Annotated in this window: 19 protein-coding genes; 8 read left to right on the top strand and 11 right to left on the bottom strand. The window is 61.1% G+C overall.

The window, feature by feature from the left end; all coding sequences use genetic code 11:
• Window positions 1-219: 219 nt before the first annotated feature.
• Entirely contained in the window at window positions 220-3,708 is a 3,489-nt protein-coding gene (gene smc / locus CWC48_RS18465; protein ID WP_078049732.1) for a chromosome segregation protein SMC, read from the bottom strand.
• A 2-nt stretch (window positions 3,709-3,710) separates the two neighbouring features.
• Entirely contained in the window at window positions 3,711-4,370 is a 660-nt protein-coding gene (locus tag CWC48_RS18460; protein WP_099493597.1) for a GntR family transcriptional regulator, read from the bottom strand.
• Window positions 4,371-4,650: 280 nt separating this feature from the next.
• Here CWC48_RS18460 and xdhA point away from each other — a divergent pair, with 280 nt between their 5' ends.
• The 4 genes from xdhA to guaD are packed head-to-tail and all read left to right on the top strand — an operon-like array spanning window position 4,651 to window position 10,672.
• On the top strand, window positions 4,651-6,099 hold the full coding sequence (xdhA, locus tag CWC48_RS18455; RefSeq protein WP_100492343.1) for a xanthine dehydrogenase small subunit: 1,449 nt from the start codon (window positions 4,651-4,653) through the stop codon (window positions 6,097-6,099).
• A complete protein-coding gene (xdhB, locus tag CWC48_RS18450; RefSeq protein ID WP_100492342.1) occupies window positions 6,092-8,494 on the top strand; it encodes a xanthine dehydrogenase molybdopterin binding subunit in 2,403 nt (800 codons plus the stop codon). Before xdhA ends, xdhB begins: the two co-directional genes overlap by 8 nt.
• A 21-nt stretch (window positions 8,495-8,515) precedes the next feature.
• Complete coding sequence (gene xdhC / locus CWC48_RS18445) at window positions 8,516-9,355, top strand: xanthine dehydrogenase accessory protein XdhC (protein ID WP_100492341.1); 840 nt, start codon at window positions 8,516-8,518, stop codon at window positions 9,353-9,355.
• A 12-nt stretch (window positions 9,356-9,367) separates the two neighbouring features.
• The gene (gene guaD / locus CWC48_RS18440) at window positions 9,368-10,672 is read left to right on the top strand and encodes a guanine deaminase (protein ID WP_100492340.1); all 1,305 of its coding nucleotides are present in this window, start codon (window positions 9,368-9,370) and stop codon (window positions 10,670-10,672) included.
• 140 nt (window positions 10,673-10,812) lie between these two features.
• Here the strand turns inward: guaD and CWC48_RS18435 are convergent, their stop codons facing one another.
• Window positions 10,813-11,577, bottom strand: coding sequence for a GntR family transcriptional regulator (locus CWC48_RS18435; RefSeq protein ID WP_015885332.1), 765 nt, complete (start codon window positions 11,575-11,577; stop codon window positions 10,813-10,815).
• 225 nt (window positions 11,578-11,802) lie between these two features.
• Between CWC48_RS18435 and CWC48_RS18430 the strand changes: the two genes are divergently transcribed.
• Complete coding sequence (locus CWC48_RS18430) at window positions 11,803-12,993, top strand: benzoate/H(+) symporter BenE family transporter (protein WP_100492339.1); 1,191 nt, start codon at window positions 11,803-11,805, stop codon at window positions 12,991-12,993.
• 37 nt (window positions 12,994-13,030) lie between these two features.
• On the opposite strand, the gene CWC48_RS18425 is transcribed toward CWC48_RS18430, so the two are convergent.
• Complete coding sequence (locus CWC48_RS18425; RefSeq protein ID WP_010208515.1) at window positions 13,031-13,375, bottom strand: YggL family protein; 345 nt, start codon at window positions 13,373-13,375, stop codon at window positions 13,031-13,033.
• Between the two features lie 238 nt (window positions 13,376-13,613).
• Here CWC48_RS18425 and dacB point away from each other — a divergent pair, with 238 nt between their 5' ends.
• On the top strand, window positions 13,614-15,074 hold the full coding sequence (gene dacB / locus CWC48_RS18420; protein WP_099493602.1) for a D-alanyl-D-alanine carboxypeptidase/D-alanyl-D-alanine-endopeptidase: 1,461 nt from the start codon (window positions 13,614-13,616) through the stop codon (window positions 15,072-15,074).
• Between the two features lie 101 nt (window positions 15,075-15,175).
• Here dacB and CWC48_RS18415 read toward each other — a convergent pair whose 3' ends face one another.
• Window positions 15,176-17,575 (bottom strand): GGDEF domain-containing protein, encoded by a 2,400-nt coding sequence (locus tag CWC48_RS18415; RefSeq protein WP_100492338.1) that lies wholly within the window; start codon window positions 17,573-17,575, stop codon window positions 15,176-15,178.
• A gap of 142 nt (window positions 17,576-17,717) precedes the next feature.
• Window positions 17,718-19,982: a bifunctional 23S rRNA (guanine(2069)-N(7))-methyltransferase RlmK/23S rRNA (guanine(2445)-N(2))-methyltransferase RlmL gene (rlmKL, locus tag CWC48_RS18410; RefSeq protein WP_100492337.1), complete on the bottom strand. Its 2,265-nt coding sequence runs from the start codon at window positions 19,980-19,982 to the stop codon at window positions 17,718-17,720.
• 532 nt (window positions 19,983-20,514) lie between these two features.
• Between rlmKL and rmf the strand changes: the two genes are divergently transcribed.
• On the top strand, window positions 20,515-20,730 hold the full coding sequence (gene rmf / locus CWC48_RS18405) for a ribosome modulation factor (RefSeq protein ID WP_002553055.1): 216 nt from the start codon (window positions 20,515-20,517) through the stop codon (window positions 20,728-20,730).
• 180 nt (window positions 20,731-20,910) lie between these two features.
• Here rmf and CWC48_RS18400 read toward each other — a convergent pair whose 3' ends face one another.
• From CWC48_RS18400 to sctC, 5 genes are all read right to left on the bottom strand, one after another.
• Window positions 20,911-21,936: a quinone-dependent dihydroorotate dehydrogenase gene (locus CWC48_RS18400; protein WP_100492336.1), complete on the bottom strand. Its 1,026-nt coding sequence runs from the start codon at window positions 21,934-21,936 to the stop codon at window positions 20,911-20,913.
• Between the two features lie 86 nt (window positions 21,937-22,022).
• Window positions 22,023-22,484 carry a transglycosylase SLT domain-containing protein gene (locus CWC48_RS18395; RefSeq protein WP_100492335.1) on the bottom strand — a complete coding sequence of 154 codons (462 nt, stop codon included), beginning with the start codon at window positions 22,482-22,484 and terminating at the stop codon, window positions 22,023-22,025.
• Complete coding sequence (locus tag CWC48_RS18390) at window positions 22,477-22,896, bottom strand: winged helix-turn-helix domain-containing protein (protein WP_078049743.1); 420 nt, start codon at window positions 22,894-22,896, stop codon at window positions 22,477-22,479. Before CWC48_RS18390 ends, CWC48_RS18395 begins: the two co-directional genes overlap by 8 nt.
• Before the next feature lie 155 nt (window positions 22,897-23,051).
• Complete coding sequence (locus CWC48_RS18385; protein WP_099493606.1) at window positions 23,052-23,276, bottom strand: FliM/FliN family flagellar motor switch protein; 225 nt, start codon at window positions 23,274-23,276, stop codon at window positions 23,052-23,054.
• Window positions 23,277-23,291: 15 nt separating this feature from the next.
• A complete protein-coding gene (gene sctC / locus CWC48_RS18380; RefSeq protein ID WP_100492334.1) occupies window positions 23,292-24,719 on the bottom strand; it encodes a type III secretion system outer membrane ring subunit SctC in 1,428 nt (475 codons plus the stop codon).
• 273 nt (window positions 24,720-24,992) lie between these two features.
• Between sctC and CWC48_RS18375 the strand changes: the two genes are divergently transcribed.
• Window positions 24,993-26,219, top strand: a complete 1,227-nt coding sequence (locus tag CWC48_RS18375) for a CmpA/NrtA family ABC transporter substrate-binding protein (protein WP_252992870.1) — start codon at window positions 24,993-24,995, stop codon at window positions 26,217-26,219.
• Window positions 26,220-26,224 lie beyond the last annotated feature (5 nt).

Raw genomic sequence — 26,224 nt, 5'->3', positions numbered from 1 at the left:
GGTTTAGCAACGTGCAAACCGCTTTAAAACGTGGCGCCAACTCTATGTTCTGACTGACGTTTTGCCCACGCATACGAAAATTTGACATTAAACTAGCACGACCAAAGATAACTTTACACCGTCTGTCAAAATGCCTTGAACAAATATGTCCATTTGCCACTTTCGCCAGACCGGTAAAGCGTCTTACCGCGCGCTATCAAAATTCTTTGCTGGCATGGATCAAGACTCCACCATCGCCATCGCTTCTTCTACATCCACCGCCACCAGGCGCGAACAACCCGGTTCATGCATCGTGACCCCCATCAGTTGATCCGCCATTTCCATGGCGATCTTATTGTGGGTGATATAGATGAACTGCACGGTCTGGGACATCTCCTTCACCAACCGCGCGTACCGTCCAACGTTAGCGTCATCCAGCGGGGCGTCAACTTCGTCGAGCATGCAGAACGGCGCCGGGTTCAACTTGAAGATCGCAAATACCAGGGCCAATGCGGTCAGGGCTTTCTCGCCGCCGGACAACAAATGGATGGTGCTGTTCTTCTTGCCCGGAGGCCGCGCCATGATCGTCACCCCTGTATCGAGTAGATCTTCGCCCGTCAGTTCCAAGTAAGCGCTGCCACCGCCGAAAACTTTTGGGAATAAGGCCTGTAAACCGCCATTAATCTGATCAAAGGTATCTTTGAAGCGGTTGCGGGTTTCCTTGTCGATCTTGCGGATCACGTTTTCCAGGGTGTCCAGGGCTTCCACCAGATCGGCGTCCTGGGCGTCCAGATAACGTTTACGTTCGGATTGCTGCTGGTATTCGTCAATGGCCGCGAGGTTGATCGCGCCCAGGCGCTGGATACGCGCGGCAATGCGCTCAAGTTCTTCTTCGGCTTCTTTCTCGTTCGCCTGGGCGGTCAGGGTATTGAGCACGCCGTGCAGGTCGTAGCCGTCTTCAAGCAATTGGTCTTGCAGGGTCTTGCGGCGCACGGTCAGGGCTTGCCATTCCATGCGTTGTTGTTCGAGCTGGCCGCGGATCAGCTGGGATTGCTGCTCGGCCTGGGTCCGGCGTTTTTCGGCGTCACGCAGTTCGCGGTCGGCGTCTTCCAGGGCGATCTGCGCGGTCTTGAGTTCTTCGTCGACGGTCATGCGCTTGTCGAGCAACTCTTCGAGCTTGAGGCGCAGCTCTTCCAGCGGTGCTTCGCCCTCCTCCAGGTTGAGGCTCAGTTGCTCGCGCTTTTCGGTCAGGCGTTCAGACTGCATCTCCAGGCGCTCAAGGGCCTGGGCCGTGGACGCGTGCTGGGCCTTGAGCGAACCCAGGCGCACCGCCAACTGGTGGGCGTGATCCTTGTGCTGGCGAGCCTCCTGGCGCACGCGGTCGAGGCGCTCGCGCAGGCTGTCGCGCTGGGCCAGCAGCAGTTCACGCTGCTCGGTGTCCAGCGCCATGCTGTCGAGGGCTTCCTGCAGGTGCAAGCGTGCTTCGCCGATCTGTTCGTGTTCGAGGGCGCGTTGTTCGCCCATCTCGGCGACTTCTTCGTCGAGCCGGGTGCGGCGCAGGGTCAGTTGCTCGACCTTGGCTTTGCTCGCGGAGAGCTGGGCTTTCAATTCGCCTTGCTGGCGCGCTTCGTCCTGCAACAGGCGGCGCAAGTGTTCGCGGCCAGTCTCTTGCTGGCGCTGGGTGGCGCGCAGGGTTTGCAGTTCGGTTTCCAGGCTTTCCAGGGTCGCTTCGCGCTCTTCACGCTCGGCGATCAGGTTGACGATTTCCTGGCCACGGGCCAACACGCCGCTTTCCGCTTCACTGGCGCGGCGTACGCGCAGGAAGTGGCGGCCGACCCAGTAGCCGTCGCGACTGATCAGGCTTTCGCCGGCCGCCAGTTGGCCGCGTTGGGCCAGGGCCTGCTCCAGGGATTCGACCGGCTTGACCTGGCCCAGCCATGGTGACAGATCAATCGCCGCCTCAACCTTATCCAGCAAACTGCCCGGCACCCGCGTGCCATCGGCGGCCGGGCTGAGCAGACGCAAATCGCCCTGGGCGAAACCGGCCAGGTCGAAACCGCCAAAATCATCCACCAGCACGGCTTGAAGGTCGGCACCCAGGACCGTTTCAACCGCCAACTCCCAACCTGCCTCTACCTTCAAGCCTTCCGCCAAGCGCGGGCGCTCGGCCAGATGCTGGTCACGCAGCCACTCGGCGGTGCCGGTACCGGGGTCCAAGGCGGCTTGCTGCAAGGCTTCGAGAGACGCAAGCCGACCATTGAGCCGCTGCAAATCGCCCTGGGCCTGTTGCTGCGCCTGGGTCGCCTGTTGCAGTTGCTGACGCAATTGCTCCAGGCGCTCCACTTGTTGTTCTTCGCTGGCTTCCAGCTCTTCCAGCGTCATTTCGCTTTCGGCCAGTTGCTCGCTCAGCTCCATGATCGCCGCGTCTTCCGGGTCGGCGGCGAGCAACACGCGCTCTTCCTGCAGACGACGCTGGCGCTCGGCCAAACGCTCCATGCTGGTTTCCAACTGCTGGATGCGTGACTGCTGCACTTCGGCCTGCCGGCGTGGCTCGGCGGACTTCAGGTTGAAGGTGTCCCACTGCTCCTGCCAGCTGTGCATGGTGGTTTCGGATTCTTCCAGTGCGGCGGCGGCTTCTTCGGCGGCGGCGCTGGTGATTTCCTGCTCGGGGGTGAGCATGTCGAGTTCTTCGCCGAGGGTCAGCAGCAAGGTGCGGTCGTGGCCCAGGTGCGATTCGGTTTCCAGGCGCGCGCGCTCGGCTTCCTTCAAATCATCCTGCAACTGGCGCAGGCGCTGCTGGCCGTGCTGGATGCTCTGCTCCACGCGGGCAATGTCGCCCCCCACCGAGTAGAAGCGGCCCTGCACCAGATTGAAGCGCTCGGACAGGTCATGATGACCGTCACGCAGGCGTTCGATGCTGGCGTCGGCGTTGCGCTGCTCGGCCACCAGGGCTTCAAAGCTGATTTCCTGGGTGCCGATGATCGCTTCACGCTGGCCCACCTGGTCATTCAGCGCCTGCCAGCGCAGGGCCGACAGTTGCGCCTTGAGCTGGCGCTCCTCGCCTTTATATTCCTGATACTTCTCGGCAGCCTGGGCCTGGCGGTGCAGGCGCTCCAACTGGCGCTCCAGCTCTTCGCGCAGGTCGGTCAGGCGAGCGAGGTTCTCGTGGGTGCGGCGGATACGGTTTTCGGTCTCGCGGCGGCGCTCCTTGTACTTGGAGATGCCAGCCGCTTCCTCGATGAAGTTACGCAGGTCTTCGGGCTTGGCTTCGATCAGCTTGGAGATCATGCCCTGCTCGATGATCGAATAGCTGCGCGGGCCCAGGCCGGTGCCGAGGAAGATATCGGTGATGTCCCGACGGCGACACTTGGTGCCGTTGAGGAAGTAACTGTTCTGGCTGTCGCGCGTCACTTTGCGGCGAATGGAGATTTCCGCGTAGGCCGCGTACTCACCAATCAAGGTGCCGTCGGAGTTATCGAACACCAGTTCGATGCTCGCCTGGCTCACCGGCTTGCGGCTGGTGGAGCCGTTGAAGATGACGTCGGTCATCGACTCGCCACGCAGATTCTTGGCCGAGCTCTCGCCCATCACCCAACGGACGGCGTCGATAATGTTCGACTTGCCGCAACCATTGGGCCCGACCACCGCCGCCATGTTACTGGGGAAGTTCACCGTGGTCGGGTCGACGAAGGATTTGAACCCCGCCAGTTTGATGCACTTGAGCCGCACGCTTAGGCGTCCGCCAACGCTGCGATGACCAGCGAGCAGCTGCGCTGGCCGTAAGCCGACAGCACTTGGCGAATCTGCACCAAGTCACGCGCCAGCACGGCGGCGAGCAGCTGTTCGAATAATGCCAGGTACTCGCTCATGGAGGCCTTGCGTTGATCCAGCGCCAGGTAATAGGCGCGGTTCATCGCCGGCTGCAGGTTCTCGACGGTTTCCTGCAAATAAGGGTTATTGGCGAAGGGGTACGCGGCGCGCATCACGTTGAAGCTTTCTTCGACGAAAGCACGGATATCCTGGCGCTCGAAGCTGCTCACCAGGCGCTGCTGGATCTGCAGGAACGGCGCCATGTCGGCCTGCACCTGCCAACCCTGGGCGACCGCATTGCCGAGCAGGATGTACAACTCACCCATCAAGGTGCACAGGCTCTGCACCTTGTGCGCGGTGAGTTCGGTGACGTGGGCGCCCCGGCGCGGCAGGATCGCGATCAGGTGGCGGCGTTCGAGGATCAGCAAGGCTTCGCGCACGGAACCACGGCTGACATTGAGTGCCAGCGTGACCTTTTGCTCCTGGATCCGCTCCCCAGGCTTGAGATCGCCGCGAATGATGCGTTCGGCGAGGTGGTGAGCAATTTGCTCGGCGAGACTGTCCGGCGCCTTGAACGTCATGTTTTCCCTTCAAAATCTTCTATCGGTACAAGCGCGGCAGTGTAGCGCATTGGCCCGCTGATGGCGCTACGCCCACCGTGGCGAATTTGGCATGAAATAAGCAACACGCAAAGCCCATAAGCCGCCAAAAACAACGGTTCCAGAAGACTGGACCATAATTGAATGTGTTGCGATCGCAATTTCTTGACCTTCTGGTCAGAAAATCATTGACCGAAAAGTCAGACATGACTAGATTCGGCGCAAAGCGGTTAACAACAATAATGAGTCTGCGAGGCCTTCCGTGATCCAGTTTTTACTTAACCAGGAACTCCGTAGCGAGCACGCCCTGGACCCCAACCTGACCGTGCTCAACTATTTGCGCGAGCACGTGGGCAAATCCGGCACCAAGGAAGGCTGCGCCAGCGGCGACTGCGGAGCCTGTACGGTGGTGGTCGGCGAGCTGCATACCGATGCTCAAGGCGCCGAGCAGATCCGTTATCGCAGCCTCAACTCGTGCCTGACCTTTGTGTCGTCGTTGCACGGCAAACAACTGATCAGCGTCGAAGACCTCAAGCACCAGGGCCAACTGCACAGCGTGCAACAGGCCATGGTGGAGTGCCACGGGTCGCAATGCGGCTTTTGCACCCCAGGCTTTGTGATGTCGCTGTTCGCCCTGCAAAAGAACAGCGACGCTCCCGACAGCCAGAAAGCCCATGAAGCCCTGGCCGGCAACCTGTGCCGCTGCACCGGTTATCGCCCGATTCTTGCCGCCGCCGAACAGGCCTGCTGCAACAAGCCCCAGGACCAGTTCGACAGCCGCCAGGCCGAGACCATCGCCCGTCTCAAAGCCATCGCGCCGACCCAAACCGGTGAACTCAACAGTGGCGACAAACGCTGCCTGGTGCCGCTGACCGTCGCCGACCTGGCCGACCTCTATGACGCCTACCCACAAGCCCGCCTGCTGGCGGGCGGCACCGACCTGGCGCTGGAAGTCACCCAGTTCCACCGTACGCTGCCGGTGATGATCTACGTCGGCAACATTGAAGAAATGAAGCGCATCGAAGACTTCGATGACCGCCTGGAAATCGGCGCCGCCGCCGCCCTCTCCGACTGCTACACCGCCTTGCACCACGCCTACCCGGATTTCGGCGAGCTGCTGCACCGCTTCGCTTCCCTGCAGATCCGCAACCAGGGCACCTTGGGCGGCAACATTGGCAACGCCTCGCCGATTGGGGACTCACCGCCGCTGCTGATCGCCCTCGGCGCGCAGATTGTGCTGTGCAAGGGCGAGACACGCCGCACCTTGGCGCTAGAAGACTATTTCATCGATTACCGCGTCACTGCCCGCCAGGACAGCGAGTTCATCGAGAAGATCATCGTACCGAAAGGCCACACGTTGTTCCGCGCCTACAAAGTCTCCAAGCGTCTGGACGATGATATTTCCGCCGTCTGCGCCGCGTTCAATCTGAAGATCGACAACGGTGTGATCAGCGAGGCCCGCGTGGCGTTCGGCGGCATGGCCGCCACCCCCAAGCGCGCCAAAAGCTGCGAAGCCGCGTTGCTCGGCGCCACCTGGAACAGCGCCACCGTGGAGAAAGCCTGCGCCGCCCTGGCCGAGGATTTCACTCCGCTGTCGGACTTCCGCGCCAGCAAGGAATACCGCCTGCTCAGCGCGCAGAACCTGCTGCGCAAATACTTCATCGAACTGCAAACGCCGCACATCGAGACTCGGGTGACCGCTTATGTCTAACCATCACGCCGTCGTTAAAACCCAGGCCGAACTCGCCGAGCTGTTCGCCCAGGACCTCACCTCCGGGGTCGGTCGCAGCGTCAAGCATGACAGCGCCGCCAAGCACGTGTCCGGCGAAGCGCAGTACATCGATGATCGCCTGGAATTCCCTAACCAGCTGCATCTGTATGCGCGCATGTCCGACCGTGCCCACGCCCGCATCATCAGCATCGACACCACGCCCTGCTATGCCTTTGAAGGCGTGCGCATTGTCATCACCCACGAAGACGTGCCGGGGCTGAAAGACATCGGCCCATTGATGCCGGGCGATCCATTGCTGGCGATCGACACCGTGCAGTTTGTCGGCCAGGTCGTACTGGCGGTCGCCGCCCGCGACCTGGAAACCGCACGCAAGGCCGCCATGGCAGCCGTGATCGAATACGAAGACCTGGAACCGGTGCTGGACGTGGTCGAGGCCTTCCGGAAAAAACATTTCGTACTCGACAGCCACACCCACCAGCGCGGCGATTCGGCCGGCGCCTTGGCCACCGCAAAAAACCGCATCCAGGGCACGCTACATATCGGCGGCCAGGAACACTTTTACCTGGAAACCCAGATTTCCTCGGTAATGCCCACCGAAGACGGCGGCATGATTGTCTACTGCTCCACGCAGAACCCCACCGAAGTGCAGAAGCTGGTGGCCGAAGTGCTGGACGTATCGATGAACAAGATCGTGGTCGACATGCGCCGCATGGGCGGTGGTTTCGGCGGCAAGGAAACCCAGGCCGCCAGCCCCGCATGCCTGTGTGCGGTGGTGGCGCGCCTGACTGGCCAGCCGACCAAGATGCGCCTGCCGCGCGTCGAAGACATGTTGATGACCGGCAAGCGCCACCCCTTCTATATCGAATACGACGTGGGCTTCGACGACACAGGGCGCCTGCACGGGATCAACCTGGAGCTGGCGGGCAACTGCGGCTGTTCGCCGGACCTGTCCAACTCGATTGTCGACCGTGCGATGTTCCACGCTGACAATTCGTATTACCTGGGCGATGCCACGGTCAACGGCCATCGCTGCAAGACCAACACCGCGTCCAACACCGCCTACCGTGGTTTCGGCGGCCCGCAAGGCATGGTTGCCATCGAGGAAGTGATGGACGCCATCGCTCGCCATCTGGCGCTGGACCCACTGGCGGTGCGCAAGGCCAACTATTACGGCAAGACCGAGCGCAACGTCACCCACTACTACCAGACAGTCGAGCACAACATGCTCGAAGAGATGACCGCCGAGCTTGAGGCCAGCAGCCAATACGCCGAACGCCGCGAAGCGATTCGCCTGTACAACGCCCACAGCCCGATCCTGAAGAAAGGCCTGGCATTGACCCCGGTGAAGTTCGGTATTTCGTTTACCGCCAGCTTCCTCAACCAGGCCGGTGCGTTGATCCATATCTACACCGACGGCAGCATCCACTTGAACCACGGTGGCACCGAAATGGGCCAGGGCCTGAACACCAAGGTCGCGCAAGTGGTGGCCGAGGTGTTCCAGGTGGACATCGACCGTGTACAGATCACCGCCACCAACACTGACAAGGTGCCCAACACCTCACCAACGGCGGCCTCCAGCGGTGCCGACCTGAACGGCAAGGCTGCGCAGAACGCCGCCGAAACCATCAAGCAACGCCTGGTGGAATTCGCCGCACGCAAATACGACGTGAGCGAAGCGGATGTGGAGTTCCACAACAGTCACGTGCGCGTGCGTGACCAGATCCTCACCTTCGAAGCGTTGATCCAACAGGCGTATTTTGCCCAGGTCTCGCTGTCGAGCACCGGCTTCTACAAGACCCCGAAAATCTTCTATGACCGCAGCCAGTCCCGTGGTCGGCCGTTCTACTACTTCGCGTTCGGTGCGGCGTGCTGCGAAGTGATCGTCGACACCATGACCGGCGAATACAAGATGCTACGCACCGACATCCTCCACGACGTCGGCGCCTCGCTGAACCCGGCCATCGACATTGGCCAGGTAGAAGGCGGGTTTATCCAGGGTATGGGCTGGCTGACCATGGAAGAGCTGGTGTGGAACAACAAGGGCAAGCTGATGACCAATGGCCCGGCTAGCTACAAGATCCCGGCCGTGGCCGACATGCCGCTGGACCTGCGGGTGAAGCTGGTGGAAAACCGCAAGAACCCGGAAGACACGGTGTTCCATTCCAAGGCCGTGGGCGAACCGCCGTTCATGCTGGGGATTGCTTCGTGGTGCGCGATCAAGGACGCGGTGGCGAGCCTGGGTGACTATCGCCATCAACCCAAGATCGATGCGCCAGCGACGCCGGAGCGGGTGTTGTGGGGGTGTGAGCAAATGCGGCAGTTGCAAACCACCCCACCCCCTGTAGGCGCTGGCTTGCCAGCGATGACGGCCTGACAGACACCACAAGAGGTGACTATGAACAACTGGATCAGCGCCCTCGCCGACCTGCAAAACCGGGGTGAACCCTGCGTGCTGGTGACCATCATCGAAGAGCTCGGCTCCACGCCGCGCAATGCCGGTTCGAAGATGGTGATCAGCGCCGCCCAGACCTTCGACACCATCGGCGGCGGGCACCTGGAATACAAGGCGATGCAGATCGCCCGCGACATGCTTGTGCGTGGCCAGCAAAACACCCATCTGGAGCGCTTCAGCCTCGGCGCAAGCCTGGGCCAGTGCTGTGGCGGCGTGACGGTGTTGCTGTTCGAGCCCATGGGCCAGGTGCAGGCACAGATCGCGGTGTTTGGCGCCGGGCATGTCGGCCGTGCGCTGGTGCCGTTGCTGGCGAGCCTGCCGTGCCGGGTGCGCTGGATCGATTCCCGTGACCAGGAGTTTCCGGAACATATCCCCCAGGGCGTGCGTAAAATCGTCAGCGAAGAGCCGGTCGACGAAATTGCCGACTTGCCGGTGGGCAGTTACTGCATCGTCATGACCCACAATCACGCGCTGGACCTGGAACTGACTGCCGCCCTGCTCAAACGCAATGACTTCGTCTACTTCGGCCTGATCGGCTCGAAGACCAAACGCGTCAAGTTCGAACACCGCCTGCGTGATCGCGGTTTCGATGCCGCGCAGTTGCAACGCATGCGCTGCCCCATGGGCCTCACCGAAGTGAAGGGCAAGTTGCCGGTGGAGATCGCCATCTCCATCGCCGGGGAAATCATCGCCACCTATAACGCCAATTTCGGCCAGCACACCGCCAGCGCCGAACCTATTGCCAAACTGCTGCCGGCTTCACGTCGCAGCCAAGCCATTTGAATTGAGATCACCATGCCTTTGACTCGCAAAGCCTACCGTGCCGCCCTTCTGCACAGCATCGCCGACCCTGCTGAAGTAGGGATAGAAGCCTCCTACGAATATTTCGAAGACGGCCTGCTGGTGATCGAAAACAGTCAGATCAGTGCCCTTGGCCATGCCAGCGATTTGCTGCCAACCCTGCCCGCCGACATCGAAATCACCCACTACCAGGACGCGCTGATCACGCCCGGCCTGATCGACACCCACATCCACCTGCCGCAAACCGGCATGGTCGGCGCCTATGGCGAGCAGTTGCTCGACTGGCTCAACACCTACACCTTCCCGTGCGAGAGCCAGTTCGCCGACAAGGCCCACGCCGAAGAAGTCGCGGATATTTTCATCAAGGAACTGCTGCGCAATGGCACCACCACCGCGCTGGTGTTTGGCAGCGTGCACCCGCAGTCGGTGAATGCGTTCTTTGAAGCCGCCGAGAAACTCGACCTGCGCATGATCGCCGGCAAGGTGATGATGGACTGCAATGCGCCGGACTACCTGACCGACACCGCCGAATCCGGCTACCAGGAAAGCAAGGCGCTGATCGAACGCTGGCACGGCAAGGGTCGCCTGCACTACGCGGTCACGCCACGTTTTGCACCGACCAGCACACCCGAGCAACTGGCGCTGGCCGGGCAACTGCTGGGCGAATACCCCGACCTGTACATGCAAACGCACATCAGCGAGAACAAGCAGGAAGTCGAGTGGGTGAAGGAGCTGTTTCCGGAGCGCAAGGGCTACCTGGATGTGTACGACCACTACAAATTGCTGGGCGAGCGCTCGGTGTTTGCCCATGGCGTGCACCTGTGTGATGACGAGTGCGCACGGTTGGCAGAGACGGGTTCGGCGGTCGCGTTCTGCCCGACCTCGAACTTCTTCCTCGGCAGCGGCTTGTTCAACCTGCCGATGGCCGAGAAGCACAAGCTGAACGTCGGCCTGGGCACCGACGTAGGCGGCGGCACCAGTTTCTCACTGCTGCAAACCCTGAACGAAGCGTACAAGGTCATGCAATTGCAGGGCGCGCGGTTGAGCCCGTTCAAATCGCTGTACCTGGCCACCCTGGGCGGTGCGCGGGCGCTGCGCCTTGAAGACAAGATCGGCACCCTGCAACCGGGTACGGACGCGGACTTCCTGGTGCTGGACTACAACGCCACGCCGCTGCTGAGCTATCGCTTGAAGCAGGCGAAGAACATTGCCGAGACGTTGTTTGTGCTGATGACGCTGGGGGATGACCGGACGGTGTTGCAGACCTATGCGGCCGGCCAACTGGTGCACCAGCGCTAATTTCAGCCACACAACAAAACCAAATGTGGGAGCGGGCTTGCTCGCGAATGCGCAGTGTCAGTCAACAGATGTATTGACTGATCCACCGCATTCGCGAGCAAGCCCGCTCCCACATTTTTGTCCCCGGTGAATCAGGGAAACTACAGCTTTATTGAGGAACGCCCCGGCTTCTTGGTCTGCAACAAATGCGAGAACACCGCATGCAAATCATCCGACGCGCTCTCTTCATCGAGGTTGAGCTTGCTGTCGATATGGTCCATGTGATGCATCATCAGGTTCACCGCCAGCGCCGCGTCCCGTGCTTCGATCGCGTCGATCAACTGGGTGTGCTCATCGTAGGAACAGTGCGAGCGGTTGCCGCTTTCGTACTGGGCGATGATCAATGAAGTCTGGGATACCAGGCTGCGCTGGAAGCTGATGAGCGGGGCGTTCTTCGCCGCTTCGGCCAGCTTGAGGTGGAACTCGCCAGAGAGGCGGATGCCCGCACCGCGATCGCCACGGGAGAAGCTGTCGCGCTCATCATTGACCATCTGGCGCAGCTCGGCCAACTGTTCGGCCGTGGCGTGCTGCACCGCCAATTCAGTGATCGCCCGCTCCACCAGACGCCGCGCGAGGAACACCTGGCGTGCTTCCTCGACACTCGGGCTGGCCACCACCGCACCGCGATTGGGCCGCAGCAGCACCACGCCTTCATGGGCCAGGCGCGACAGGGCACGGCGAATGATGGTGCGGCTCACGCCAAAGATTTCGCCCAGTGCCTCTTCACTCAACTTGGTACCGGGTGCCAGGCGTTGTTCGAGGATCGCCTCGAAGATATGCGCATAGACGATATCGTCCTGGGTTCCGCTGCGACCAGCCTTGCCGGCACGCGGTTGTTTCTTGAGAGGTTGCAACTGTTCGTTCATGGGCACTCGGGTATGGAGAACGGCGGCGAATTAACGGTAATACGGCAACAGCGTGTCGCTGGCAAGTATCACCTAAAATCAGGGCACATTGTACACAACCCAATGCGCCAACACACTGTACGGCTGTTTGCGCCGTCGGCTGTATTGCAATGAGTCGTTACGTTTAAGTTTAGGCTTGAATCCGTGCCGACAACGGCAAACACCCAGGTAAAAGGAACACCTTCCATGAACGACGCCACCCAAGCGCCAATGCGCCCACTGGCCGACACGTCTGCGTCGGCCGTTGTCGCCGGCTTCATCGCCATGATGACCGGCTACACCAGCTCCCTGGTCCTGATGTTTCAGGCCGGGCAAGCCGCCGGTTTGACCACGGCGCAGATTTCTTCATGGATCTGGGCGATTTCCATCGGCATGGCGGTGTGCAGTATTGGCCTGTCGCTGCGCTATCGCACCCCCATCACCATTGCCTGGTCGACGCCAGGCGCCGCGCTGCTGATCACCAGCCTGGGCGGTGTGAGTTATGGCGAGGCCATCGGTGCCTACATCACCTGCGCCGTCCTTGTGACAATTTGCGGGTTGACCGGCAGCTTTGAAAAACTGGTCAAGCGCATCCCGGCCTCGCTGGCGGCCGCTTTGCTGGCAGGGATTCTGTTCAAGATCGGCAGCGAGATCTTCGTCGCCGCGCAGCATCGCACCGGGCTGGTACTGGGGATGTTCTTCACGTATCTGGTGATCAAGCGCCTGTCGCCGCGTTATGCAGTGCTGGCGGCATTGGTGATCGGCACCGTGTTGTCCGGATTGATGGGGCTGCTGGACTTCAGCGGTTTTCACCTGGAAGTGGCGACGCCGGTGTGGACCACGCCGCACTTCTCGCTGGCTGCCACCATCAGCATCGGCATCCCGCTGTTCGTCGTGGCGATGACATCCCAGAACATGCCCGGCGTCGCCGTGCTCAGGGCCGACGGTTACAACGTACCCGCCTCGCCGCTGATCACCGCCACCGGCCTGGCCTCATTGGTGCTGTCACCCTTCGGCTCCCACGGCATCAACCTGGCGGCGATCAGCGCGGCCATCTGCACCGGGCCCCATGCTCATGAAGACCGGAACAAACGCTACACCGCCGCCGTGTGGTGCGGAGTGTTCTACGGGATTGCCGGGGTGTTCGGTGCGACCTTGGCGGCGTTGTTCGCAGCCTTGCCCAAGGAACTGGTGCTGTCGATTGCGGCATTGGCACTGTTTGGCTCGATCATCAATGGCCTGAGCATCGCCATGACTGAGCCGAAGGAACGTGAAGCGGCGCTGATCACCTTTATGGTCACGGCGTCTGGCTTGACGCTGTTTTCCATCGGCTCGGCGTTCTGGGGAATTGTGGCGGGGGTGTTGACGCTGCTGATTCTGAATTGGCGCAAGGCATAAAAAAACGGCGACCTTCAGGTCGCCGTTTTTTTCAGTATCACTTAGCCGCGTTGATCGGCTTTTCCGGATACCACACGTCCAGCAGCGGGCTGACTTCAGCCTTGGTCAGCTCGGAACGGGTTTTCAGCCAGGCTTCAACAGCAGCACGCTGCTCTTCGGAGACCGAGCCGCGCTTCTGCAGGCAAACCAGACCGTAGTCATCGCCGCCGACATAGCCCAGACCGTTGGCTTCCATGGCTTCTTTGATGAATGCTTCGAGGAAAGCGTCGATAGCTTCTTCACTCAGGCCTTCTTTGAAGTCCAGGTTCAGTTCGAAACCCAGCTCTTGAAATTCATCAACGCACAGTTTTTTGCGCAGACGCTGGGAACGGTTAGTCGCCATTGGAACAATCCTCATAAGTAATAACGGGCGGCACTTTAGCAGTTTAAGGCGGCAATTGCCCGACTCTCTGGGACAGGCGGCACAATGGCGCTAAAAAAAACGCGCAATACCAGCTATCGTTCAGCTACAAGTGGATCAACCTTGGGGCATAATGCCGACACTTTCATGACTATTGAGGGATTTTTCTTATTTACCCCTCGCCTTTTTCACCCTCCTCAGCAGTAGGGTTTTACTTCTTATGATCAAATCTTTGCGTTCCGTCTTGCTCGCCGGTCTTCTCCTTCCGCTGGCCTTTTCCACCTCCGCTGCCCCCGTCAACAATACCCTGCCACCGAACGTTCAGCAGGCACTCGCCAAAGCCAAGCTGCAAAACACCGCGCTGTCCCTGGTGATGATTCCCCTGAACGGCCCCGGTACACCGACCGTTTTCAACGCCGATGTCTCAGTGAACCCGGCCTCGACCATGAAGCTGGTCACCACCTATGCGGCCCTGGAAATGCTCGGCCCCAACCACCAGTGGAAAACCGAGTTCTACACCGACGGCACCCTCAGCGCAGGCGTGTTGCACGGCAACCTGTACCTCAAGGGCGGCGGCGACCCCAAGCTGAACATGGAAAAACTCTGGCTGCTGATGCGCGACCTGCGCGCCAACGGTGTACAGCAAGTCACCGGCGACCTGGTGCTGGACCGCAGTTTCTTCAACCAACCGGTGTTGCCGGAATTCAACGACGATGGCAACGACGAGAACAAGCCCTTCCTGGTCAAGCCGGACGCGCTGCTGGTCAACCTCAAGGCGCTGCGTTTCGTCACCCGCAATGACTCCGGCCGGGTGCTGGTGTCGGTCGAGCCGCCGATTGCGAGCATCCGCATCGACAATCAGGTCAAGGTGTCCAACGCCAAGCAGTGCACTGGCGATGTGCGCTATAACCCGGTGACCGCCGCCGATGGCAGCGTGACAGTGACGGTCAGCGGTCAGTTGGCCGATGGCTGCAGCTCGCAGACTTATCTGTCCTTGCTCGATCACGCCACCTACACCGCCGGCGCCGTGCGGGCGATCTGGCAGGAACTGGGCGGTACCATCCAGGGCCGTGACATCCAGGCACCCGTGCCCAAGGATGCCAAGGTGCTGGCCCGGGCGTTCTCACCGGACCTGGCGGAAATCATCCGCGACATCAACAAATACAGTAACAACACCATGGCCCAGCAACTGTTCCTGAGCCTGGGCGCGCAGTTCCGCAACGATGCCGACGGCGATGATGCCAAGGCGGCGCAACGTGTGGTGCGCCAGTGGCTGGCGAAAAAAGGCATTACCGCGCCGCACCTGGTGATGGAAAACGGCTCCGGCCTGTCGCGTGCCGAACGCGTCAGCGCCCGTGAAATGGCGGCCATGCTGCAAGCCGCATGGAAAAGCCCTTACGCCGCCGAATACATCAGCTCGATGCCGATCGCCGGCACCGACGGCACCATGCGCAAACGCCTGAAGACCACTGCCATGCGCGGCGAAGCCCACGTCAAGACAGGCACCTTGAACACCGTACGCGCCATCGCCGGGTTCAGCCGCGACAACAACGGCAATACCTGGGCCGTGGTGGCAATCCTCAACGATCCGAAGCCATGGGGTGCTTCGTCGGTGCTGGATCAGGTGCTGCTGGACTTGTATCGTCAGCCGAAGGCAGTGGCGGCCGCTCCCGTCCTCTGAATCTGTACCCTGTAGGAGCCGGCTTGCCGGCGATGACGTCCGAAAGAGCACCACTGAACATTCGGTCCTCATCACCGGCAAGCCAGCTCCTACGGGGTTGATCAGGCACGCAGTCTTTCGGCCTCCACCCGGTCCCTGCCCGCCTGCTTGGCCACGTACACCGCCGAGTCAGCGCGCAGCAACAGCCCGTCGACGTCTTCATCCACGCGCCAACTGGCCACGCCAAAGCTGGCGGTGACTACGCCGACCGGCTCCATCGGCGCACTGCGCAGCGACTCCCACAATTCCATCGCCAGGCGGTAGGCCTGATCGCCATCGGTGTGGGGGCACAGCACCATGAATTCCTCACCGCCCAGGCGGCAGAACACATCGGTACGGCGCAGGCGCTGGCTGATGCGCTTGCAGAGCTCCTGCAACACCCCATCGCCCACCGCATGCCCATGCTGGTCGTTGATGCGCTTGAAGTGATCGATATCAAGCATGATCACCGACAAAGCCCCCGAGGTGCGGTTGAGCCGCACCATCTCGGCCTTGAGACGATCCTGGAAGTAGCGGCGGTTGTGGATCCCGGTCAGGGCATCGGTGATCGAGAGTGCACGCAGCTCCTCTTCCACCCGCTTGAGATCGGAAATATCCGACACGTAGCCATGCCACAACGTGCCGCCCGCGGGTAACTCTTCCGGCGTCGCCTCGCCACGAATCCAGCGCAGGCCCCGTTGTGGCAACAGCACGCGGTATTCCTCGCGCCAATGGCTCAACTGCAACGCCGACAAGCGAATCGAGGCGCGCACCCGCTCCGCGTCCAGCGGGTGGATACGCTCGAAGACCTTCTTTGCATCCTGCTGCAGCACACAGGGCTCGATCTCATAGATATCGCGCATGCCGTCGCTGGCGTAGATGAATTTCCAGTTGTCCCGGGGCTCCAGGGTGAACTGGAAGATCCCTCCGGGCACGTGGGCGCTGAGTTTCTTGAGCAGGCGGTCCCGGGCTGCCAGGGCCTCGTAGGCACGCTTTTGTTCGGTGACGTCCAGGTAGATCGCCAGGTGGCCGATCCACAGTCCATGGTCGTCCAGCAACACCGTGGCCAGCATGTTCACGGTCAGTTGGCTGCCGTCCTCGCGAACCAGGGTCCACTCACGGGCTTCGTGCAGGGTGTCAGGGCTTTCAACCAGCATGGCCTGGCTCGCCGGGATGCGCTTGCCCAAGGCCACGCTCAGGCTGGCGGAGCGGGCTTCCAGTTCCGGCGCCAGGTGCAGGCTTTCCAGGGTGTGGGTGCCCACTACCTGCTCGGCCCTGAAACCCAGCATCTGCTCGGCACCGGCGTTGAAGGTGTTGATGACACCGCGCAGGTCGGTGGCGATGATCGCGACCTGGGTCGCGGCATTCAGCACGCTGCGCAATTGGCCATGAGCACCGCGCAATTCCTGCTCGCGCAGACGCAATTGCGCCGTGCGCTGCTCAACCAGTTTCAACGCACGTTGGCGCTGGCTCACCAGCACATAGAGCAAGGCGCTGAGCAACAGGCTGAGCAGGCCACCCATGGTCAGGACCGTGGACAGCGAAGAGTGGTTGGCCTGGTCGAACACCTGGCTTGGGCGCAATTTCAGCGCATACACACGGTCACCCAACGTGAGGCGGCGCGCGCCGACAAGGTCACTGCTGCCCACCTCATTGCTGGATTCGAAAAGCACGCGATTCTGCAGGTCAGAGGTGTCGACAATCTGCATCACCAGGTTGTCCCGGTCCGGCTTGGGCAAACCATCGGCCACCAACTGGCGCATGCTGATCACCGCCATCACAAAACCATAGGGCTCATTCTGGGACTGCTCGGAAGTGGGCAGATGGCTCACCGGCGCGACCAATAGCACCCCGGTGGCATAGGCCGGCTCTACCCCGACCAATTGCATCGGCTGGGAGACCGCGAGCTTACCGGTGTTCTGCGCGCGCTCAAGCGCTGAACGCCGCAGCGGCTGGGCCAACAGATCGAAGCCCAGCGGTGCGCCCAGCAGGCTCTGGGTCTGGCTGTACAGCACCGGCACGTATTCATCGCGCTCGGGCGCTGGGGCCAACTCGCCGGCCGAATTCAGCTCACGGATAACAAAGGGAGTGCCGCGCTGTTCGGCCACCGCTTGTTCAAATTGGCTGCGCTGCTCGCGGTACACCCGTGGCGCCCAGGAATAAGCGCGGGCGCGCAACAACAAGGGCTGGGCAAAGCCGTCGAACTCCTCGCGGGACACCTCATCGGAATTGACGAAGAAACGCCGCAAGCTGTTCAGGCGCTGCTCCTGGTCTTCGAAGCGTTCCTGCAGGCGGGTATAACGCTCGTTGACCAACAACTGGAAGCGTTGGCGCACCTGTTGCTGATAGAGGTCGGAGGCTGCCCATGCAACGATTGCCGTCAAGGCAAAACCTGCCAGTAACACCACCAATGCCACCAGCCAAGCCGACGCCTGCTCACTGATAAAGCCTAGGATTTTCGGGCGAACGGCTTGCAACGGCATAGGCAACACTCACAACGCCAGCGTGCGGGGGGTGTCACTTTGGCTAGGCCTTAAGTTATAGCCACGGGCCTTGAATTTGACCAGCGCAAAAAAGCCGCAAGCCCGGAATAATCCAGGCTTGCGGCTCTTTTAGTGGCAGCGATCAGCGCGCGGTGATTTTCCACGCCCGGTGGATCTTCGCATTACGCGCGAAATCCGGGTCGATGGTCTTGTCGCTGATTTCCTCGACCACATAGCGCTCGCTGAGGTTGTCCTCCAGCGCGAACTTGCGGAAGTTGTTCGAGAAGTACAACACGCCGCCCGGCGCCAGGCGCGCCATGGCCAGGTCGAGCAACTGCACGTGGTCGCGCTGCACGTCGAAGATGCCTTCCATGCGCTTGGAGTTGGAGAAGGTCGGCGGGTCGATGAAGATCAGGTCGAACTCATCGCGGCTGGCCTCCAGCCACGCCATCACATCACCCTGCTCCAGGCGGTTCTTGTCAGAGAAACCGTTGAGGGAGAAGTTGCGACGCGCCCAGTCCAGATAGGTCTTGGACAGGTCGACACTGGTGGTGCTGCGCGCGCCGCCCTTGGCCGCGTGCACACTGGCGGTGGCGGTGTAGCAATACAGGTTGAGGAAGCGCTTGCCGGCGGCCTCCTTCTGGATACGCAGGCGCATCGGACGGTGGTCGAGGAACAGGCCGGTGTCCAGGTAGTCGGTGAGGTTGACCAGCAGCTTCACGCCGCCTTCGCTGACTTCGGTGAACTTGCCCTGGGCGCTCTGGCGCTCGTACTGCTTGGTGCCGCTCTGACGCTCGCGACGCTTGACTACCACGCGGCTCTTATCGATGTTCAGCGCCTGTGGAATGGCTGCCAGCGCATCGAACATACGCGCGGAGGCTTTTTCCGGGTCGATGGACTTCGGCGCAGCGTACTCCTGCACGTGGACCCAGTCGTGGTACAGGTCGATGGCCATGGAGTATTCCGGCATGTCGGCATCGTACACGCGGTAGCAATCCACGCCTTCGCGCTTGGCCCACTTGCCCAGCAGCTTGAGGTTCTTCTGCAGGCGGTTGGCAAACATCTGCCCGCCTTCGCTCAAGCGCGCCTGCTCGACCACAAGGGCCGGGGCGGGTTTGATCGGGTTACCGTTCTTGTTGTACTGGCGCTCTTGCGGCTCGGCCGGGGCTTGATCGTAAGCGGCTTGCTCACGCTCGGCCTGGCGCTGTTCGGGGGTACGACGCTCGCCGGTGACGAACTGATCCGGGTTGACCTTGATCAGCAGCAACTTGCATGGCAACGCGCCGTTCCAGAACGAATACTGCTTGTGGCTGCGGATGCCCATGCGCTTGCCCAGGTCCGGCGCGCCGGTAAACACCGCCGCTTCCCAGCCCATGCAGGCCTGGCGCAGACGCTCGCCGAGGTTCTGGTAGAGGTACAACAGGCTGGCTTCGTCACCCAGGCGCTCGCCGTACGGCGGGTTGCAGATGACCAGGCCTTTCTGGTTCTGGTCCGGACGCGGCTCGAAGGTGCCGACTTCGCCCTGATACACCTTGATCCAGTGGCTCAGGCCGGCACGTTCGATGTTGTTGCGCGCGGGTTGGATCAGGCGTGGGTCAGCTTCGTAGCCACGGATCCACAGCGGAGACTTGTTCATGCCAATGGCGGCACGTTCAGCAGCCTCCGCGTGCAGTTTCTTCCACAGCGCCGGGACGTGACCGAGCCAGGTGGTAAAACCCCACAGTTCGCGATTCAGGTTCGGCGCCATGTCGGCGGCGATCATCGCGCCTTCGACCAGGAAGGTACCCACACCGCACATCGGGTCACTCAGCGCACCGCCCTCAGCGGCGATACGTGGCCAACCGGAACGGATCAGGATCGCGGCCGCCAGGTTTTCCTTCAACGGTGCCGCGCCCTGCTGCAGGCGATAACCGCGCTGGTGCAGGCTGTGGCCGGACAGGTCGAGGGACAGGATGGCTTCGCCACGGTCCAGGCGCAGGTGAATGCGCAGGTCCGGGTTGATCTTGTCGATGGACGGGCGTTCGCCGGTCGGGGTGCGCAGTTTGTCGACGATTGCGTCCTTGACCTTCAGCGCGCCGAAGTGGGTGTTGTCGATGCCCGAGCCGTGGCCGCTGAACTCAACGGCCAGGCTGCCGTCGGGCACCATGTGGTCTGCCCACTCGATATCCAATACGCCGTGGTAGAGGTCTTCGGCGTCCTTCATCGGGAAACGCTTGAGTACCAACAGCACGCGGTTGGCCAGGCGCGACCAGAGGCACAGGCGGTAGGCGGTTTCCATGTCGGCCATGCCGCGCACGGCCGAGGTGTGCTCGCGGGCTTCCTCAAGGCCAAGCCCGACGGCTTCCTCGATCAGCAGGCCTTCGAGGCCCTTGGGGCAGGTGAGGAAGAGTTCAAAACGGTCCGACATGGGGCATTCCAGGCTTTTCAGCAATAAATGAACGAGCGACGCATCGCCGGTTCGGTTTTCAATCAAGCACTTTTCTTGAAGAGTGCTCGCGTGGCACGAATGTGCCGTCCCACCCCGTCTAATGAGCCCGTGGGCCTTGATTGACGGGGCAGATAAAGAATTTGCAGCAACAAAAAGAAATATCTCGACCCTTCGTCGAATAATAACCGACTGCAACGGGCGGACATTCTCACTAAAGGATTAAACCCATCCTCTTTGCAGGGTGCATCATAGCTGGCTTTGCCCAATAAATGGGGCTAAAAGCCATCCCAGCTTATGGCTATAGCATCGTTATCGTTACGTGCTTATGACAAAACGATCATTGAATCCATGTGACCTATTGGTTAGAACTCAACACAGGTTGGCGCCGTAACGACGCCGACACATTGGCTCGCCACGCCGGCAGCGAGCCCACCAACGGCAGAAAAACTCTGCCCGGCCTCGGACGAGGCCGAAGGATATCAAGACAGTCAACAAGTGAGGGAAACACCCTATGAGAAGACTTAAGCGTGATCCGTTGGAAAGAGCATTTTTACGCGGATATCAATATGGCGTTCATGGCAAATCCCGTGAGCTTTGCCCATTTACTCTACCGTCGGTGCGCCAAGCCTGGATCAACGGCTGGCGAGAAGGACGCGGCGACAACTGGGACGGTATGACTGGCACTGCGGGCATCCACAGACTCAACGAACTTCACGCCGTCGGCTAATCAAGGGCTTTTAATTCCGACACCACCTTTGAATTTGTAACGACTTACCATGCACGCCCCATCCGGGCGGCGGGCTTCGGCCCAGGGGGCTCCTTTTGAGGAGCCCTTTTTATTGCCTGGGCGATGGCGCCTTCGCAATGGCGATTGATCTTTCGGACGCCATCACCGGCACGCCAGCGCCTAACGTTTCGGCAGTGCGGCGATTGCATCCACCGACTGGCGAATCAGCGCCGGCCCCTTGTAGATGAAGCCGGAGTACAACTGCACCAGGCTGGCACCCGCAGCAATCTTCTCGGCGGCATGCTTGCCTTCGGTGATACCACCCACCGCGATGATCGGCAAACGCCCGGCCAGTTCGGCAGCCAGCACCTTGACGATGTGGGTACTCTTGTCGCGCACCGGCGCACCCGACAGGCCGCCTGCTTCGTCGCCATGGGACAAACCTTCGACGCCTGCGCGGCTGAGGGTAGTGTTGGTTGCGATCACCGCGTCCATACCCGAATCCAGCAGGGCCTGGGCCACAAGCACGGTTTCTTCGTCGCTCATGTCCGGGGCAATCTTGATCGCCAACGGCACGCGCTTGCCATGACGCACGGCCAGGTCTTCCTGGCGCTGGCGCAAGGCTTCGAGCAGTTGCTTGAGGGAGTCGCCAAACTGCAGGCTGCGCAGGCCCGGGGTGTTGGGCGAGCTGACGTTGACCGTGACATAGCTGGCGTGGGCGTAGACCTTGTCCAGGCAGATCAGGTAGTCATCCACCGCACGCTCAACTGGCGTGTCGAAGTTCTTGCCAATGTTGATACCCAGGATGCCCTTGTACTTCGCGGCTTGAACCCGCGACAGCAAGTGATCGACGCCCAGGTTGTTGAAGCCCATGCGGTTGATGATCGCCTCGGCTTCCGGCAGACGAAAAATACGCGGCTTGGGGTTGCCTGGCTGTGGGCGTGGGGTCACGGTGCCAATTTCGACAAAGCCGAAACCCAACTGTGCGAAACCATCGATGGCCGCGCCGTTCTTATCGAGGCCCGCCGCCAGCCCGACCGGGTTGGGGAAATCGAGCCCCATCACCGAGACCGGCATTTTTGCCGGTGCCTTGCATACCAGGCCATTGAGCCCCAGGCGGCCACCGGCACCGATCAGGTCCAGGGACAGATCGTGGGAGGTTTCCGGGGAGAGTTTGAACAACAGCTGGCGGGCCAGGGTATACATGGGCGGGCTAGACTCGGATGGCGGCGAAAGGTGGCGGCGATTATAGCCGGGGTCACGGGTAGCGCGCGAGGCGTGAACCTCAATCATCAGTAGCGATGCGCTACCAACTGCTCGTAATACGCCCAGATTTTCTCGGCATACTGCCTGCGCAACGCCTCACGCTCTGGACCTGAACCCGGGCCTGCGTTGTAGGCACCCACCGCCGTCCAGTTGTAGCCAAAGCGCTGGATGAATTCGGCGAGAATCGACGCGCCCACCTCAACCGACAGGCAGGGCTCATTGAGCAACCGATCTTCGGTTATGCCTTGCTTGAGCAAGCGCGGCAAGTGGATGCTGTTGATCTGCATCAGGCCGATATCTCGGGTGCCATTGCGGTTGGTGTGATTCATCGCCTGCGCACGGAAGCCCGATTCCACGGCGGCGATCGCTTGCAGCAACTCGGGCTCGATATTGTGTTGGCTGGCAGCCTGCTCCCAGCAAAATGCCATGACGTGATTGCTGGCCATCGCCACGCTCAACACCAGGGCCTTGCTCCAGAACCTAGCCATGCTTCACCAAGCCCTGTTTCACCGAGCCGTGGCTGACCTGGCCGCAGGACGAGCACACATGTTCCATACGATCCAGCGCCTGGCCCTCGCTTCGCACCGGGCAGGTAAAGCGGTAGCCTCGACCGTAGATCGTCTTGATAAACCCCTTGTCGGCTCCCAGGTACTTGCGCAGCGAGTAAATACAGCGAGTCAGCGACTCCTCGGCAACTTCCCCCTGGGGCCAGGCCTGCTCCAGCAGCCGATCCTTGGTCATCAACACGCCGCCAGACACCAACAGCAGCCGCAACACCTGCCACTCTTTGGGCGGTAGCTGAACGTCAGTCCCCGCCCCCGTCAGCCGACCATCACCATGCAGGGCCCAGCACGCAAAAAACAGGGGAGTCGTCGTCCCTCCCTCACTCACCCTAGCCATTATTACCTCGGCATCCGACTACTGACATTGAAGTCCTCATTTTCATTACTGGCTCAGGTATCCATGCCACGACTATAAGAACCTGCCTCACGACTCACCCTAGGAAAAAGCCCATACCTCCACCGGTTTTGGACACGCACATGTAGGACGCTTCACTACCCACCCTCGCCTGGCAGCCAGGCCTCATACACCTCATGCAACTCAACCCCTAGCCGGTCCTCCAATTGCACCAACTCGCCCAAGGCCATCAAGTGCCCATTAACCCGAACCTCCACGCAGTGAATGACCTGCGGCGCCAACGGTAAGACCTTCCCTGGGGCAAAGGCCGCCAGGCGCCTGCGGCTGATCAGTTGTTCCTGTAGAAGTATTTCCAGATGCATGGGTTAAAACCTTGTTCACTGTGAGACATCGCGCTCCTGCCGAACAAATGCACGCCGGACACGCTCGTATTGCGTAGCCGTCAACGGCGGTGGCCCTACGCCCCCGAACGCCTGATTCAACTCACTGCCCACCGCCTTTGCCTGGATCACGAACAGCCGCACCTGCGTCGAGCCCCCCGTCCGCTTTCGATGAAAGGCGCCCAGCCATAGCCGTCTGCCCTGGGGTAAGCGCACCACACTGTTGACGTTCATCTGCCCCACCGCCGTGTTTTTTTCCCGTCGCCCCGCCTCACTCACTTGGCGCCCCTCTTCAACCTCAAGGCGCATCTCGATCTGGTTAGCCTCGACAAATCGCGGTAATACGCTGACCTCGGTGCCATAGCGCACAGGTTTCCAATCAGTCCGGTCACTGCCAGGAGTGGGCAGATAGAACGTGTGGTTGTCCTGAAACACCGCAGGCACATTCTCCTGAGTAAGAATTACCGGCAACGTCGCCACCTTCGCTCGCCGTCGACGCTCCAATGCGCCGATCTTGGCCATCAGTTGGCTATCCTCCAGTGGCTCCAGGACTCGCGTGGACGACGCGTTGGTTTCCCCATCCCCTTCCAGGCCCAGCTTCTTCAGTTCAGCGCGCTCCACATCCACCAGCCACAGCGAGACTTCGATGGGACGCTTGGGTATGTCGAGTTCCGCTACCAGTTTCTGGATGAAACTCACCTGCGCCGACGTGCCCTTGATCAGCAGGCTGTTGCTGTCCGCGTAGGCGATCACGCCCACACGCTTGTCGGCCAACATGCCCTTGTGCTCGCTGGCCAGCAGGGTCTCAACCATCGACGCCATCCCCGGTACGGTGACCGGTTTGTCGCGCGTGCCGTACTCGCGGTCAGCTACATCGGTGTTGAACACTTGCATGACGGCAAAGGCCTGCTTGCCCACCCGCAGGTCGGCTCTTTGCCGGTCCATCAATTGGGCCAGGCGCAGTACCTGGTCGACATAATTGGGTGGCCCCGACACATAAAATGTTCGCCCCCCACTTTCGCGCAAGGGATGGCGAGACTCATCGATGCCCGAGCGGCGCATGAGGCTGCGCAGTCGATCGACGGATATATGCCGCAAGGTCACCGCCGAGCTCTTTGCCTCGTCAGCGTCATACACATAAAGCGCTTGCCCGTCGCCGTACCAGATCAGCCCCTGTTGCCGCGCAAGATGCTCCAGGGCCTGTTGCGGTGCAGCAAAATCCAGCGTGGCGCTGAGACGTTTACGGGCCACCGCCTGGCTGACAATGATGGGCAAGCCCAGTGGCTCCGAGAGCGCGGTAAATACGGTATGCAGGCTTTCGTGCTGTGCGGGATAGGGCTTGCCCGAGGCAAGCGCACCTGTCGACAGCAGCGCGGCAAATAGCGCGGCGAACCATAACCACCGGCAAAACCGGCGGCGGGGCATCGTTGCAGGTACGTCGGCATACACCGTGGGGTTTCCTGGGCGGTCTGGCATTGAAAGTGTCGCCATACTGAAAGGCCGCCCGGTTTCAATCTTGATGGAAAGTTGACGGCTGCCCGGCCGCGCCGCCCGTGGCATGTGCCTTGCTATGAACTCGGTATCAGAGCCCGCGCCAACGGCGGAGCGTGCTTACGGACAAAGGCGTCGTTACCCGCACTGGCTTGCATCGCCATCTGAGGGAACGACGCTTTTTTTTGAGTGAAAAGGTAGGTGTTGATGAACGATTCGGCAGGCAACAGCCCAATGAACGACCCGCTGGCCTGGGTCAACGGCAGCGATGCGCCGGAAAAGAGCAGCCTTGACCTGGGTTTCATGGCCTTGAGCGACTGCGCCTCGATGGTGGTGGCGGCCACCCAGGGCTTCGCCCAACCCTACGGGCTGACCCTGAACCTCAAGCGCCAATCGTCCTGGGCCAACCTGCGCGACAAACTGGTCAGCGGCGAACTGGACGCCGCCCACAGCCTGTACGGGCTGATTTATGCAGTGCACCTGGGCATCGGCGGCGTTGCGCCCACCGACATGGCCGTGCTGATGGGGCTCAACCAGAACGGCCAGAGCATCAACCTGTCCCATGGCTTGCAGCAACAAGGCGTGATCACTCCTGAGGCGCTCGACCGCCACGTGCACCAAAGCCGAACAAAACTGACCTTCGCCCAGACCTTTCCCACCGGCACCCATGCGATGTGGCTGTATTACTGGCTGGCGAGCCAAGGCATCCACCCGTTGCAGGATGTGGACAGCGTGGTGGTCCCGCCGCCGCAAATGGTTGCGCACCTGCAAGCCGGGCGTATCGATGGCTTCTGTGTCGGCGAACCCTGGTGCGCCAGCGCGGTGAAGCAGAACCAGGGCTTCACCCTGGCGACAACCCAAGCGATCTGGCCCGACCATCCGGAAAAGGTGCTCGGCTGCACCCAGGCATTTGTCGACCAGTACCCCAACACGGCGCGCGTGCTGGTGATGGCGATTCTGGAGGCCAGCCGGTTTATCGAAGAAAGCAGCGAAAACCGCCGCTCCACCGCGCAATTGCTCAGTGGCCGCGAGTACCTCGACGCCCCACTCGACTGCATCGAGCCGCGCCTGCTGGGGGTCTATGACGATGGCCTGGGCAACCAGTGGCAGGATCCCCACGCCCTGCGCTTTTTTGCCGATGGTGAGGTGAACCTGCCTTATCTCTCCGACGGCATGTGGTTCATGACCCAGTTCCGGCGCTGGGGCCTGCTGCGCGAGGACCCCGACTACCTGGGCGTGGCCCGCCAGGTGCAGCAACTGGCGCTTTACCGCCAAGCGGCCGAGGTGCTGGGTATTACCGACAATGGCCAGGACATGCGCAGCAGTCAGCTGATCGACGGCAAGGTCTGGGACGGCTCCGACCCCGCCAGCTACGCGCGCAGCTTCCGCCTGCATGCCCTGGCTGCCCCATCCAACCGCCATGCCTTGCGCTGACAGGA

This window comes from Pseudomonas sp. S10E 269 (assembly GCF_002798465.1).
GTDB classification, from domain to species: domain Bacteria; phylum Pseudomonadota; class Gammaproteobacteria; order Pseudomonadales; family Pseudomonadaceae; genus Aquipseudomonas; species Aquipseudomonas pergaminensis.
This window is presented reverse-complemented; position numbering and strand designations above follow the sequence as displayed.

Coding starts and splice junctions, on each gene's coding strand:
- sctC (WP_100492334.1), bottom strand. CDS start 24,719: ATGCCCCGCCGCCGGTTTTGCCGGTGGTTATGGTTCGCCGCGCTATTT.
- CWC48_RS18390 (WP_078049743.1), bottom strand. CDS start 22,896: ATGGCTAGGGTGAGTGAGGGAGGGACGACGACTCCCCTGTTTTTTGCG.
- dacB (WP_099493602.1), top strand. CDS start 13,614: ATGATCAAATCTTTGCGTTCCGTCTTGCTCGCCGGTCTTCTCCTTCCG.
- rlmKL (WP_100492337.1), bottom strand. CDS start 19,982: ATGTCGGACCGTTTTGAACTCTTCCTCACCTGCCCCAAGGGCCTCGAA.
- CWC48_RS18375 (WP_252992870.1), top strand. CDS start 24,993: ATGAACGATTCGGCAGGCAACAGCCCAATGAACGACCCGCTGGCCTGG.
- CWC48_RS18460 (WP_099493597.1), bottom strand. CDS start 4,370: ATGACGTTCAAGGCGCCGGACAGTCTCGCCGAGCAAATTGCTCACCAC.
- CWC48_RS18435 (WP_015885332.1), bottom strand. CDS start 11,577: ATGAACGAACAGTTGCAACCTCTCAAGAAACAACCGCGTGCCGGCAAG.
- CWC48_RS18425 (WP_010208515.1), bottom strand. CDS start 13,375: ATGGCGACTAACCGTTCCCAGCGTCTGCGCAAAAAACTGTGCGTTGAT.
- CWC48_RS18385 (WP_099493606.1), bottom strand. CDS start 23,276: ATGCATCTGGAAATACTTCTACAGGAACAACTGATCAGCCGCAGGCGC.
- xdhB (WP_100492342.1), top strand. CDS start 6,092: ATGTCTAACCATCACGCCGTCGTTAAAACCCAGGCCGAACTCGCCGAG.
- rmf (WP_002553055.1), top strand. CDS start 20,515: ATGAGAAGACTTAAGCGTGATCCGTTGGAAAGAGCATTTTTACGCGGA.
- CWC48_RS18430 (WP_100492339.1), top strand. CDS start 11,803: ATGAACGACGCCACCCAAGCGCCAATGCGCCCACTGGCCGACACGTCT.
- CWC48_RS18400 (WP_100492336.1), bottom strand. CDS start 21,936: ATGTATACCCTGGCCCGCCAGCTGTTGTTCAAACTCTCCCCGGAAACC.
- xdhC (WP_100492341.1), top strand. CDS start 8,516: ATGAACAACTGGATCAGCGCCCTCGCCGACCTGCAAAACCGGGGTGAA.
- CWC48_RS18415 (WP_100492338.1), bottom strand. CDS start 17,575: ATGCCGTTGCAAGCCGTTCGCCCGAAAATCCTAGGCTTTATCAGTGAG.
- CWC48_RS18395 (WP_100492335.1), bottom strand. CDS start 22,484: ATGGCTAGGTTCTGGAGCAAGGCCCTGGTGTTGAGCGTGGCGATGGCC.
- guaD (WP_100492340.1), top strand. CDS start 9,368: ATGCCTTTGACTCGCAAAGCCTACCGTGCCGCCCTTCTGCACAGCATC.